The organism is Micromonospora sp. PTRAS2 (assembly GCF_054052245.1).
The window spans coordinates 1,039,249-1,051,749 of the sequence record NZ_JBSWBU010000001.1; the positions used below are offsets into that span (position 1 = coordinate 1,039,249).

The window sequence follows — 12,501 nt, forward strand, 5'->3', positions numbered from 1 at the left end:
TACCTAAACTGCTTCTTCGACAACCTTTTCGACGTCCTTGACCTTTAACCGACCCGACATCAACTCCGGCAGTAAAATGTCTCGCAGACGCTCAAGCGCACGTGACTCCTCCATGAGAGACTTTAGATGGCGGAAAGCAGCTCCCGCCTCGTCTCCAAAGGCCGATAGCTGGCCGGGATCCGGTCGGCGGACGAAAAACTGCGCTGCGTCGACAGCGCTCACTCGCTGGCGTCCAGAAGAGCCGGCCATCTTGCGGATAGCGTTCGTTCGGAAGCGTTGATCTCGTGCAAGGAAGTAGGATAATTCGTGAGGTATTCCCTTCCTGGATCGCATCACGATGAACTCGGTTGACCCGACCCCGACTTCATTCTCGTTGAGGAAGTTCACGAATCCTGTTTTGCCATTCTCTAGGCAAGGGGTGATGCGGGCCAGTAGTGTGTCCCCATTCTGGAAGCGACTACCGCCCTTAGGGGGACGGTGCGCCCACGTTCGGATAGATGATTGGCGTGTAGGTAGGGCCGCCATGTCGACGTAGACCGCGCTCTCCAAAGCGGGGCGCGGGGTTCGCGGATTGAAGTCGATCAACTCGGTGATGGCGCACTCGCCCTCGTCTGTCATGCCCAGGGCGGCGAACTTCGCCTGAAATAGCCTCTCGTAGGCTGCCGCGATGCGATCATTTACTCCAATCTTGGCGTCTAGTGCCCCCAGTGCTTGCACTATGGCTCGTTGCGTTGCAAGTGGCGGCAGTGGAACGCGCAACGCCCTTATTGAAGTCAAAGGCGTTGCGATGCCGGGTACGCCTACCGTTGAAGTGTTCGCGAGGATGGATCTCTGGCCAGCAGGTGAAATAAACCAATAGTAGTAGAATTCGGGAACTGCAACCGACTCGTCTAGTCGGGTTTTGACCTGGCTTGAGCCAATAACATAGCGATCGAATCTTGGCCTTCGCGGTATCATTGAGACCTGCCCAATAGTGCCGCGATGTGTGAATACTAAGTCTCCGGGTGCTACGTTGGCGGCCATGAGCTCATCCGCCTTATGGGGCTCGATGTAGACGAAATCCTCGTCGGCGAAGATGCCGCGAGCGAGATTCACGCCGCGAACTACAGGCACTCCAGTGGAAACGTAGTTCTCTTTGGTTATCTTTGAGCCGAATGGTCCCATTGAGAATGCGGATCGATCTGATGACGAGAGAGTTCGATACTCAACAACTGGCCAGTCAGACATCGAGCCTCCCGAGCTGGCGGCGCACGACAGTCTCAAGGTGGGCCGATTCGTCGAAGTAAGTGCAAAGCTCTTTGGTGAGTCGATCGATCTGATCGCCAATTGGCTCGGCATTTGAGAATTCTTCCGTTTCGGCCGCTTCGACGTAACGGCCGGGAGTGAGGACATAATCCTTAGCTACGACCTCCTCTAGACTCGCGGAGTAGCAGAAGTCGGGCTGGTCCTCGTACGTCTGGCCCTTGGCCTTTGCGGACTTGGTGCCGCGCCAGGCGTGGTAGGTGTCGGCGATCTTGGCGATGTCCTCGTCGGTGAGGACGCGTTCGGTGCGGTCGACCATGGTGCCGAGCGCGCGGGCGTCGATGAAGAGGACTTCGCCGCGTCGGTCGGCCAGCGCCTTCGCGCCCTGCGGTGACTTGTCCTTGGTGAGGAACCACAGACAGGCGGGGATGGCGGTGGTGCGGAACAGGTTCGGCGGGAGGGCGACCATGCAGGCCACCAAGTCCGCCTCGACCATGGCCTTGCGGATCTCACCTTCGCCGGACTGCTTGGAGGACATCGAGCCGTTGGCGAGGACGACGCCCGCGCTGCCCCGGTCGCCCAGCTTGTAGAGCATGTGCTGGAGCCAGGCGTAGTTGGCGTTGCTCTGCGGCGGCGTGCCGTAGCGCCAGCGCGGGTCGGACTCGCGGCGCGCCCAGTCGCTCATGTTGAACGGCGGGTTGGCCATGATGAAGTCGGCCCGCATGTCCGGGTGCTTGTCGTCGGCGAACGTGTCGCCCCAACGGTCGCCGATGCCTACCGGGTCCATGCCATGGATGGCGAGGTTCATCTTCGCCAGCCGCCAGGTGCGCTCGTTGGCCTCCTGGCCGTAGATGGCGATGTCGTGGGTGTGCTCCCGCCCGGCGTGCTTCTCCACGAACTTCTTCGACTGCACGAACATGCCGCCGGAGCCGCAGCACGGGTCGTAGACCCGGCCCTCGTAGGGCTCCAACACCTCGACGAGAATCCGCACCACGCTGGACGGGGTGTAGAACTCACCCGCCCGCTTGCCCTCGGCGCGGGCGAACCGCTCCAGGAAATACTCGTACGTCTCGCCGAGGACGTCCTGCGCCTTGCGATCGCCGTGGCCGGTAAATCGGGCGTCGCTGATCAGGTCTACGAGTTCCTTCAACCGCTTCTGGTCGACGTTGTCCCGGTTGAAGATTTTTGGGAGGACGCCCTTCAGCGCTCGATTCTCCTGCATGATCGCGTCCATGGCGTCGTCGAGCAGTTCGCCGACGCCACTGGGCGCGTTCTCCACCAGGTAGTCCCACCGTGCAGTTTCCGGGACCCAGAAGACGTTGGCGCTGGTGTACTCGTCGCGTTCGTCCAGGAAGGCGGCGCGCCGGTTCTCCGGGATGTCGGAGAGGCTGGCCTCGATCTGGTCGCGGCGTTCGGCGAACGCGTCCGAGACGTACTTGAGGAAGACCAGGCCGAGGACGAACTCCTTGTACTGCGCGGCGTCCATGGAGCCGCGCAGCTTGTCGGCGGCCTTCCAGAGGATGTCCTGGATCTGCTTGGTGCTGGACACGCCGAACAGTTCGGCCTGTCCGGTGGCGCGTTTACGTGGTGGCACTGTGTGTTCCGTTCTCTCGGTCAGGAGTTCGTACGGTACAGAGTCGTGAGGGTGCCGTCGGCGAAGCCGGTCACGGCGAGCGCGCGCAACTCGGCCAGGAGGCCGGCCTGCCGGTGGAGCAGACGCTCGCGTTCCTCCAGGCGGCGCAGCACCTCGTCGAGGCGGGTCGCCTCGTCCCGGCTCAGGTCGGGGATCGTGGCGTCCCCAAGCCGTGGGCCGCGTACTGCGCCGGGGCTGCGTGCGGTGTTGCGGGCGGTGGCCAGGAGGGCCCGCAGCACCCGGGGGGTCAACGAGTCGCCGCGAGAGATGCGCAGGCCGCAGGCCGGGAACTCGATCACCGAGAAGCCGCCGTCGTCGAGGAAGACGCCGAACCGGGGCACGCGGGTGACCACGAGGTCCCCCGGGTCGGTGAAGGTGACGTGCGGGTATTCCGCTGCGAGCACGAGCCGGTCCATCCAGCGGTCGGACGCCTGCGCGAGGACTTCCGCCGCGCCGATGACCCGGTGGTGACCACGAGGTCCGACATGCTCAGGGCGGAGGCGGTGCCCGGCAAGTTGGCGGACCCGGCGCGCCGTTCGTAGCGCCGCGAGGGAAAGCTCCTTCGGCCTGACTCCGTCGCGCTGCGCCGCCCCGGTGTTCAGGGGGCCGTGCTCCGCCGCGTACTCGATGGCCTCCTGCTCGGCGTCGGCGAGACGGCGCTCGACCTCGCCGACGAGCGCGGGGCGGTCGTCGGCCAGCCGGGTCCGCAGGGTGACCGATGCCGGCCCCGGCGGCCGGAGTGCGGCACCCCGGTGCAGATCGAGGCTCTCCAACGGGACGACCCGGCCGGTGCGCGGATCGTGGCCGTCGGGGCGGTGCCCCTCGGCGCGCCAGAGCAGGATGTCCTCGGCTGCGGACTCGATGGTGGGTTGGTCGAGCGCGGTGCCGCCGAGGTCGGCGAGCAGCACGCGGCCCCTGGTGGTGGGATTCGGCTCGCGGGTCAGCAGCCACAGCGCGGCGGGATAGCCAGGCCTGGCCGGATAGACACCGCCCGGCAGCCGCACGATCGCCTCGACGACACCGCTGCGCAGCAACGCCGCTCGGCGCATTACCGCAGGCCCGTCCCGCAGCCTGTCGACGAGGCTGCTGGCGGGGCCGACGACGATCGCCGTGCGGCTCTGCCCGAGCAGATCGGCGATGGCCTCGACCCGGTCGAGGTCGGTGAGGGCGTCGCGGCTCTCCACCGGCTGGTAGGGGAGCCGGGTGACGATGAGGTCCGGGTCCGCGAACTCCTCGCTCAGCTCGTCGGCGCGCACGTCGAACTGGAACTCGGGCAACTCGGCGAGGAGCAACTGCCGGCGCACCAGGCGAGCGAGTTCGTCGTCGGCGACGGCCGCGTTGACGCGCAGGTTGTCGCGGTCCTGATCGGTCACGAGCGCGGCCAGCAGGTCGCCGCTGCCCGCGTTCGCGTCGGCGATGGTGACGGTGCCGTGGGCGCGGAGCCGGGCCGGCAGGTCGGCGACCCGGCGGATCAGGGTGACCGTCTCCGGGGTGAGCGCGTCGGCCGTCAGTTCCGGCCAGCCCAGTCGGTTGGCGGAGCTGAGCAGGAACCGACAACTGCGCCAGGGGTCGTAGGCACCCTCGATCAGTTGCTCGACCAGTTGGGTGAGCCTGGCAGGATCAGGCGCGTCGGCCAGCTCGCGCAACAGAAAGTCGTCCTCGGGATCGAGGCGGCGGGCCAGCGGCAGGGGATCGGCTGGCAGCGTGCGGCCGGCGAGGTGGCGGAGGCACAGCGCGGCACCGAGGACGACGACCGTGCGCCGGCCGCCGTGCCGCCGGGCGAACGCCGCCAGCGTGTGCATGGACTGCTCGGCGCGCAGGGTGTCGGGGTCGGCGTGGCCGAGCCCGGTCTGGAGCAGCCAGGCCACAACCGCATCTGCGGAGAAGAGCGGTTGGCCGTGGTCGCCCGAGACAGGTGCGGGGAAGTCGGGGTGCCGCCGACGCCAGGTGATGACCGCTGGCTTTCTGACGCGTGCGAGCAGTGCGATCTCGCGTTGCGACATCAACTCCGGCTCCATGGCTCACCTCCTCGCTCTGGCGGTCACGGTATGAGTTCTCAGGAAGCTCAGTCGATTGAAACCTTGTTATCCCCGGATAACAGTAAGTAGGAAAGTCTAGGCGACCGATCTGCGATTCCCTCGATGCGCCAACAACATCAGGGGGTCTGATGGACGACACGCTCACGCTCTACCAGGAACTCTCCGACCGCCTTCAGCGGTCCCAGGTGCCCCGCGAGGTCGGCGACCTGGTCCGTGCCGCCTTCCACGGCGATCAGGGCCTCGACGCCGTGCTGCGGGGTGAGGCCCTTCCCTCGTCGCCCGAGCCCGGCGAGTCGGTCGACGCCAAGCCCCAGGCGTTCCTGGAGGAGATCCGGGCCGCCGGCTTCCGCGGAATCGGCCAGCCGGTCACGGTCGGGCGGCTGCCCAAGACCGGGCTCACCGTCTTCGTGGGCCGCAACGGTTCCGGGAAGTCCAGCATCGCCGAGGCCATCGAGTACGCGCTGACCGAGGACTCCGCGCGCTGGGCGCAGCGCCCGTCGGCCTTCCGCGAGGGCTGGCGGAACCTGCACCACGAGGGCGCACCGGAGATCCGCCTCAGCCTCCGGCTCGACTCCGGCCAGCAGGTGACGACCCGCCGCACCTGGCCGGCCGGTTCCACCGACCTGACCTGCGCGACGGTCACCACGACCATCGGCGGCGCCGCGATGCCGCCCGGTCAGGTGCCGCAGTGGCTCGGCCAGGCCGCCCGCTACCGGCCGTTCCTGTCCGCCCGGGATCTCGAACGGATCATCACCGCCACGCCGGCCGAACTGTACGACGCGATCGCGCCGATCCTCGGCCTCGGGGCGCTGCGCGACACCGATGCCCGGCTGAGGCTGCGGCGCAAGGACTACGAGGACCGGGCCAAGGCGCTCAAGACGGCCTTCACCGAGCTGCGCGAACAGCTCGGCAGGCTCGACGACGAGCGTGCCCGCGACGCCCTGAGCGCCCTCGGCACGCAGGCCGGCCGGGCCGACCTGACCAGGCTGGCCGACCTGGCCCGCAGCGACACCGCCGCGTCGGAGGAGCACGCGGCGGCAGCCGCGCGGCGGCTCGCCGAGCAGGACCTGCCCGACCTCGGTCCGGCGTTGGCCGCGCTGGCCGAGGCCGAGGCGGCGGTGCGGCGGGCGAGCGCCACCGACAGCGGCGTCGCCGACCGGAGCGCCCACCTGCTGCGGGCCGCACTCGACGTGCACCACGACCGGGGCGACGGCCCCTGCCCGGTGTGCCAGGCGGGCACCCTCGACCAGGACTGGCGTATGCAGGCGGAGAAGGAACTCGACCGGCTGGCCGCAGCCGCCGAGGCGGCGCGTAGGGCCGAGCAGGCACTCGTACACGCCCGCCGGGCGGTCGACGGGCTGGTCGGCGCTGTGGGTCGGCTCCTGGCACCAGTCGCCACCGCGCTGGCACCCCACCTTCCCGCGCAGAGCACGGCGATGCGCGAGGCTCTCGCCGTGCTCGGTGCCGACCGGGCCGCCTGGCCCGGCGTCGTCGCAGCACACACCGCGCTCGCGTCGGCGGCAGCCGACTGGCTCGCCCAGCGTCACGACGCCTGGCGTGAGCCCGGTGCCGCGATCCGGCGCTGGGTCGACGCCGCGACCCTGGTGCGGGCCGAAGCGCCGGCCCTTGCCCTGCTCACCAAGGCCCGGACGGCGCTCGACAGCGCCGACAAGGCGATGCGCGCCGATCGACTGGCCGACTTCGCCGTGCAGTCGGACCGGATCTGGCAGAAGCTGCGGCAGGAGAGCAACGTCGAGATGCGCCACCTGCGGATGGAAGGAGTGAACAACACCCGTCGGGTCCTGTTCCCCGTCGCCGCCGACGGCGTCGAGACCAACGCCCTCGCGGTGATGAGCCAGGGTGAGCTGCACGCCCTCGGGCTGGCGGTCTTCCTGCCCCGCGCCTGCGCCGAGGCCAGTCCGCACCGGTTCGTGATCATCGACGACCCGGTGCAGAGCATGGACCCCACCAAGATCGACGGCCTGGCCGAGGTGTTGCGGGAGATCGCCCTGACCCGGCAGGTCATCGTGTTCACCCACGACGACCGGCTGCCGGAAGCGATCCGTCGGCTCGACATCGAGGCCGACGTCCGCGCGGTGACTCGCCGGGAGGGCTCGATCGTCGAGGTCCGTCCGGTCTCCGACCCGGCGGACCGCTACCTCGACGATGCCCGCGCCTTGGTCGCCGCCGAGATCCGGGACGAGGTGAAGGATCTGATGGTGGCCGGGTTCTGCCGGTCCGCGATCGAGTCGGTGAGCATGGATCGCTACCGGGCCGCCCAGCACGAGCGCGGCACGCCCTACCACCAGATCCAGGAGGAGCTGAGCCGGGCGCACAGCGTCCAGGACCGGCTCAGCCTCGGGCTCTTCGGCCGCATCGTGCCCCGGTCGGACCTCTTCGCCCGGCTCGACCGCGACTACGGCGCGCAGGCCACCCGGACGGTCAGGGCGGTGGCGCAGGCGGTCCACGGTCATCGGACCATGCCCCTCCAGCCCATGGTCGACAACACCGCCTCGCTCGTGCGGCGGTTGCGATGACGACGTCCCCGTACCTCGCCGCCGCCGACCGCATGCTCACCAGCGTCATCCGGGGCGCGCGAGGAGCCTGGCCCAGGGCGTGCGCCTGGCTGCTGCGCCATGAACTGGAAGCAGCGATGGACCGGTACTGGGCCCGGATCTGCCCGGAGATCGGACTGACCCGGGCGCAGCGGCCGAAGCTGCTGCTGCTCGCCCACTACGCCGGCCCCGAGCTCGGGCACCGGGCCAGCTACCTGTGGTGGGCGCTGTCCCGCGCCGGTCACCACCACTCCTACGAACTCGGCGTCACCGCAGCCGAGCTCGCCCGACTCCGCACCGACCTTCTCGACCTCGTCACTCTTCTTGACCACCTGGAGGCCCCACATGCTGAAGCGGGACTACGCCCTGCTGATGCTCGGCGTTGAGGCGCTGGCCATCGTCGGCGTCGTCTACTACCTCGTGACGCTCGACCTCATGAGTCTTGCCTGGTCGGCGTCGATCATGATCGCTATCCCAGCCTGGGTGCTCGCCGTGAAGGCGCCGACGACGTGCGGCGTGACCACCCAGAAGGGCGGCCGGTGCGGGCGGAAGGTCAACGGGGTGATCTTCGGTTGCGGCCGGTCGAACCACACCTGGGCCAAGTTCTTCGCCCGCTTCGGCTGGCGCCGTCAACCGGATCCGAGCGGGTCGGCCACGCGGGGGAAGCTCTCCGGGGCGACCCCGGAGACCCGCGAGGTCGTCACGGTGCGAATCGCCGAGGACTGGAAGAGCACCGCAGCGTTCTGGCTCGCCCTCACCGCCACGACATGCGCCCTGGTCAGCGCCACCGTCGATGCGACCAACTTCGTGCGTTCACAGGACCAGCCGAAACCGCCGGCCGCCGTCTCAAGCTGACTGAGCGCCCGAACGAGCTACCGCCCATCTGCGTCCGCCGCTCGGCAGTCAGCGGCGGCGCGGATGACGTTGCGGGCGGCGGTCGCCACCCGACACTCCGGAACCCGGCACACCCGGCAGCGGCCGTCCGGCCCGGCCCGATGGTCGCGCAGCACCGCCCTGGCGGTCAGGATCAGCCGGTTGCGGATCTGGGCCAGCGACAGGAACGGCCCGGTCATGCTCAGGTCACCCCGACGGCGGCGGCGAGCTGAACGATCGCGGCCGGGGCGTGCGGGTCGCGGGCCACCTGGGCGAGCACCTCCCGGGCGGCCGGCCGGTGGCGTACCTCTGCGGGTGCCAGCCGGTCCGCGTCGAGCAGCACCCGACCCGCGCGGGCCGGGTCGTCGGCCCAGGCGTAGGCGCGGGCCGCGTCGACCAGATGCGCCGCGCGGTGCTCCAGCGGCAGCCACCGCCAGCCGTCCCGCCTGGTCGTCCGCTCGTGCCAGGCGACCGCCCCGCCCGCGTCGCCCAGGTCGAGGGCTGCGGCGGCGCGGGCCAGGTCCACGGCCGTCGGCCCGAACGCGGTCCGATGATGATCCTGGCCGTCGCCCACCCGGGCGGCCATGCCGGCGGCCTCGTCGAGCAGCTCGTCGGCGGCGCGGTCGTCGCCCCGGCGGGCCGCCGACAGGGCCCCCTGCACCAGCAGCGTCCCGCACAACGACAACGCCCCGGGGGCACCCTCCGCCGGATCGGCCGGTGCGATCCGGTACGCCGCAGCCAGCACCGCCGACTGCGCCGCCCGAGCCCGCCCAGCCGCACGGAACACCTGACCGAGCTGCACCGCAGCGGCGGCCACCAGCACGGGATCGCCGGTCGCGGCGGCCATCGCCCGGTCCGCCGCCAGCCAGCCCAGCTCCACCTCGCCGAGCTTCACCAGCACCGACGCCGTGAGCCGGTACCCCTCCACCAGCAGCGGCCCACCCCACCCCGGATCGTCCGCGGCGGCCCACTGCAAGCCTGCCAGCAGGCCCGGCACGGCGGCGATCACCTGCGGATACCGCGCATGCTGGAACGTCACCCACGCGTGCTCGACGTCCCGGGCCAACCGGTCCGCCGGCACGGCACCGTGGCGGGCCGGCGGCCGACCCAGAGCGATCTCGTACGTCGACAGGGCCTCCCGGATCCGCGCCACCCCCTCGACCCGCTCGGCCATGGCGGCGGGCTGGGCGTCCCGGCCGAGGAGCACGGCGGTGTCGATCCGCAGCACGGCGGCGATGTCCCGCAACGTCGACACCTTGTCCAGCGACCGCACACCCCGCTCGACCTTGTCGACCCAGGACTTCGACCTGCCGAGCCGATCGGCGAACACCTGCTGCGACAGCCTCCGCCGTCCCCGCCAGTACGCCACCCGCCGGCCCACCGGCAGCAGCTCAGGGCTGTTCACGCTGCCACCGCCGGTCCGGCTTCGCCCGGGTGCTCTCCTCGGCGGGTATCCGCTCCGCCTCGGCCTGGGCGAGGATCCGCTGCCGGGCGGCCTCCCGCTCGGCGGCCTGGATCTGCTCGCCCCGGTCCTCGCGCTCGGGCTTCCGCCGCGCCGTCACGACCAGCGCCCCGCGCGGTGGTTCCCGGCGAGGGCCGGCAGCGGCCGATCCGGCAGGTAGGGCACCCGGGCCACGCCGACGGCCCGGTATGCCGCCGGCCGATCCGGAGCTGTCCTCGGTGGGCAGATGCAGTCGGGTGGGTTCGCGCGGCGGCGCTCGAAGGGCCAGAGCCGGCGCAGCAGACCGGGGCGCGTCGGGTTCTTCGCATGCCGAGCCATGAGTCCTCCCGAAAGTGGTATCGGCTTACATGCAGAGAGTGACAAGAGTGGAGCGAGAAGTCTAGGCTTACACGGAAACTTTCCATGGAGGATCGAGGTTCGCCTTGTGTTCCTTGATCTGGGAGGCGGAGAGGGGAACACTGGCGGTGTTCACGACTCTGGAGGTAGACGTGGCGAGGGCAAGCGGCCCGACGATCGCTCGATGGCAGCTCGGCCGAGAGTTGCACCGGCTCCGGGAAGCGGCGAAGGTCTCACACAAGGAGATCGCAGCCGAGCTGGGCTGCTCGGAATCCAAGGTCTACAAGATCGAGTCTGGCGACGTGGGCGTGAGTCGGGCGGACGTGATCGTGATGCTCACGCGGTATGACGTCACTGACGAACGGGTTCGACAGACCGCCCTCGACCTTCAGCGTCAAGGCAAGGAGCGCGGCTGGTGGGCGAAGTTCGGTCAGCTCCCGAACCCGTACAGCATGTACATCGGGCTGGAGTCTGCGGCAACAGCAGTGCGGAACTTCGAGTTGGCTGCTGTGCCGGGATTGCTCCAGACCGAGCGGTATGCCCGCGCCATCTTTGACCAGCAGCGGATGACCGAGGCGGCAGCGGAGCGAGAGAAGCGTCTCCAGGTGCGGATGGCACGACAGGTGTGTCTGACGGAAGAGCCACTACTCAACCTCTGGACGATCATCGACGAAAGCGCACTTCACCGCGAGGTCGGCGGGCGGGAAGTGCTACGGGAGCAGCTTCTCCACCTGGTCGACATGAGCAAGCGCGACAACATCGACATCCAGGTTCTCCCGTATGCCGAAGGTGCTCACCCTGGGATGCTCGGCTCGGTCGCCATCCTGGAGTTTCCGCAGGACGTGCACACCCCGGTTGCCTACGTCGAGAGCTTCGCCGGAGACGTGTATCTGGAGCGTGAAGAGGACATGCGCCGGGTTACCCTGGCCTATACGCACCTGCACAGCTCGGCCCTCAGCTCATCGAAGTCCCGGCAGTTGATCGCCGAGGTGGCCAGGAGTCTGGCGTAGCAGAAGAAGGGACGACCATGAAGCCGAAGTGGCGTAAGAGCACCCGTAGCCAGAGCAACGGTCAGTGCGTCGAGGTGGCGGACCTCCGCGACGGGGTGGCCGTCCGAGACAGCAAGGACAAGTCCGGCCCGACGCTGGCCTTCGACGCCCAGGGCTGGCGCGCGTTTATCGGCTCCCTCAAGACCAACTAACGCCGCCTCCCGCATCGACACACGGCACTGTGCCCCGGCTCCCTTCTTCGGAGCCGGGGCACAGTGCTTTCCTGAGCAGTCGAGGGCACGTCACCGGCGGCTACTACGGCAGTGGGCGTTCGAGGTTTCGCTGAACGAAGCGGACGGACGTGCCGGTGCCACCACCTGATCGTCCGCTTGGCGGGCGTCCTTTCGGATCTGGCCTTGGCCGGAGGCCGCACCGTAGCCTCGGTGGTTCTCACCACAGTGGACGGTCATCGGGTCGCCCACGCCGCAGACGCTCACTCAACGACCCGCGCGCCAGGACGGCGTAGCGGGGACGTGACGATCTAAGGAGTTCAAGGCATGGCAGCAGATGCCTTCGACGGGCCGGTTTCGGAAGCAGCCGTACGTGGGCAGCAAGTCCTTGACCTTCTGCACAAGGCAATCGACATGCAGAGCCCACTGGTACGCAAGAACATCACCCGGGCCCGCCAGCGGAACCCGGAGGCGACGCCGGCAGAGGTGATCCGCAATCTGGAGCGGATGTACGTGAGTGCCTTGACCGCGACGGGTGCTGCGGTGGGCGGAGCCGCAGCGGCACCCGGCGTCGGCACGGGTGTCGCACTGGCACTGTCGGCCGGCGAGGCCCTCTCGTCTCTTGAGCTGAGCGCCCTCTTCGCGCTCTCGGTCGCCGAAGTCCACGGGGTCCCCATCGACGAGATTGAGCGTCGCCGAACGATCGTCCTGGGAATCATGCTCGGCGGGTCCGGCTCCGCCACCATCACCAAGGTCGCCGAGCGTACGGGGCAACACTGGGCACGTCAGATCGTCGCCATGGTGCCGGGCGAGACTCTGCGCCAGATCAACAAGGTTCTGGGGCGACACTTCATCACGAAGTACGGGACCAAGCAGGGAATCATCGTTCTTGGTCGAGTGGCGCCGTTCGGCGTCGGTGCTGTGATCGGCGGTGGCGCCAACGCCGCCCTCGCTGCTCTGGCTGTGCGGGCCGCTCGTCGCGCCTTCGGCGAACCCCCGGCCAACTGGCCAGCCTGACCCGCCAACACACTCCCTCTCCACATCCCACTACGCGCCGATCTTGCACTTTCGGCCCCTCGGAAGGGTGCTTCACCCCTTTTGCCGGGGCCGTAACTGCAAGATCGCTGCAGGGGTGGGCAGGT

Annotated in this window: 13 protein-coding genes; 6 read left to right on the forward strand and 7 right to left on the reverse strand. The window is 69.0% G+C overall.

Annotated elements, in window-relative coordinates; all coding sequences use genetic code 11:
* Nucleotides 1-3 precede the first annotated feature (3 nt).
* The 3 genes from ACVMYR_RS04950 to ACVMYR_RS04960 are packed head-to-tail and all read right to left on the reverse strand — an operon-like array spanning nt 4 to nt 4,893.
* Nucleotides 4-1,227 carry a restriction endonuclease subunit S gene (locus ACVMYR_RS04950; protein WP_457121170.1) on the reverse strand — a complete coding sequence of 408 codons (1,224 nt, stop codon included), beginning with the start codon at nt 1,225-1,227 and terminating at the stop codon, nt 4-6.
* Nucleotides 1,220-2,836: a class I SAM-dependent DNA methyltransferase gene (locus ACVMYR_RS04955; RefSeq protein WP_457121171.1), complete on the reverse strand. Its 1,617-nt coding sequence runs from the start codon at nt 2,834-2,836 to the stop codon at nt 1,220-1,222. The genes ACVMYR_RS04950 and ACVMYR_RS04955 overlap by 8 nt, the downstream gene beginning before the upstream one ends.
* Nucleotides 2,837-2,856: 20 nt before the next feature.
* The gene (locus ACVMYR_RS04960; RefSeq protein ID WP_457121172.1) at nt 2,857-4,893 is read right to left on the reverse strand and encodes an SAM-dependent DNA methyltransferase; all 2,037 of its coding nucleotides are present in this window, start codon (nt 4,891-4,893) and stop codon (nt 2,857-2,859) included.
* Nucleotides 4,894-5,042: 149 nt separating this feature from the next.
* Between ACVMYR_RS04960 and ACVMYR_RS04965 the strand changes: the two genes are divergently transcribed.
* The 3 genes from ACVMYR_RS04965 to ACVMYR_RS04975 are packed head-to-tail and all read left to right on the forward strand — an operon-like array spanning nt 5,043 to nt 8,324.
* On the forward strand, nt 5,043-7,451 hold the full coding sequence (locus ACVMYR_RS04965; protein WP_457121173.1) for an AAA family ATPase: 2,409 nt from the start codon (nt 5,043-5,045) through the stop codon (nt 7,449-7,451).
* Entirely contained in the window at nt 7,448-7,855 is a 408-nt protein-coding gene (locus tag ACVMYR_RS04970; RefSeq protein WP_457121174.1) for a hypothetical protein, read from the forward strand. Before ACVMYR_RS04965 ends, ACVMYR_RS04970 begins: the two co-directional genes overlap by 4 nt.
* Complete coding sequence (locus ACVMYR_RS04975) at nt 7,815-8,324, forward strand: hypothetical protein (protein WP_457121175.1); 510 nt, start codon at nt 7,815-7,817, stop codon at nt 8,322-8,324. The genes ACVMYR_RS04970 and ACVMYR_RS04975 overlap by 41 nt, the downstream gene beginning before the upstream one ends.
* 17 nt (nt 8,325-8,341) lie before the next feature.
* Here ACVMYR_RS04975 and ACVMYR_RS04980 read toward each other — a convergent pair whose 3' ends face one another.
* The 4 genes from ACVMYR_RS04980 to ACVMYR_RS04995 are packed head-to-tail and all read right to left on the reverse strand — an operon-like array spanning nt 8,342 to nt 10,122.
* Nucleotides 8,342-8,542: a hypothetical protein gene (locus tag ACVMYR_RS04980; protein ID WP_457121176.1), complete on the reverse strand. Its 201-nt coding sequence runs from the start codon at nt 8,540-8,542 to the stop codon at nt 8,342-8,344.
* Nucleotides 8,543-8,544: 2 nt separating this feature from the next.
* Nucleotides 8,545-9,747 carry a helix-turn-helix domain-containing protein gene (locus ACVMYR_RS04985; protein ID WP_457121177.1) on the reverse strand — a complete coding sequence of 401 codons (1,203 nt, stop codon included), beginning with the start codon at nt 9,745-9,747 and terminating at the stop codon, nt 8,545-8,547.
* Complete coding sequence (locus tag ACVMYR_RS04990) at nt 9,734-9,904, reverse strand: hypothetical protein (RefSeq protein ID WP_176734093.1); 171 nt, start codon at nt 9,902-9,904, stop codon at nt 9,734-9,736. The genes ACVMYR_RS04985 and ACVMYR_RS04990 overlap by 14 nt, the downstream gene beginning before the upstream one ends.
* Nucleotides 9,901-10,122, reverse strand: a complete 222-nt coding sequence (locus ACVMYR_RS04995) for a hypothetical protein (protein ID WP_457121178.1) — start codon at nt 10,120-10,122, stop codon at nt 9,901-9,903. The genes ACVMYR_RS04990 and ACVMYR_RS04995 overlap by 4 nt, the downstream gene beginning before the upstream one ends.
* Nucleotides 10,123-10,268: 146 nt before the next feature.
* On the opposite strand from ACVMYR_RS04995, the gene ACVMYR_RS05000 reads away from it, so the two are divergent.
* From ACVMYR_RS05000 to ACVMYR_RS05010, 3 genes are all read left to right on the forward strand, one after another.
* A complete protein-coding gene (locus tag ACVMYR_RS05000; RefSeq protein WP_457121179.1) occupies nt 10,269-11,150 on the forward strand; it encodes a helix-turn-helix domain-containing protein in 882 nt (293 codons plus the stop codon).
* 17 nt (nt 11,151-11,167) lie between these two features.
* Nucleotides 11,168-11,341, forward strand: coding sequence for a DUF397 domain-containing protein (locus ACVMYR_RS05005; protein ID WP_457121180.1), 174 nt, complete (start codon nt 11,168-11,170; stop codon nt 11,339-11,341).
* A 345-nt stretch (nt 11,342-11,686) separates the two neighbouring features.
* Complete coding sequence (locus tag ACVMYR_RS05010; protein ID WP_077935250.1) at nt 11,687-12,376, forward strand: hypothetical protein; 690 nt, start codon at nt 11,687-11,689, stop codon at nt 12,374-12,376.
* The last annotated feature ends 125 nt before the right edge of the window (nt 12,377-12,501 follow it).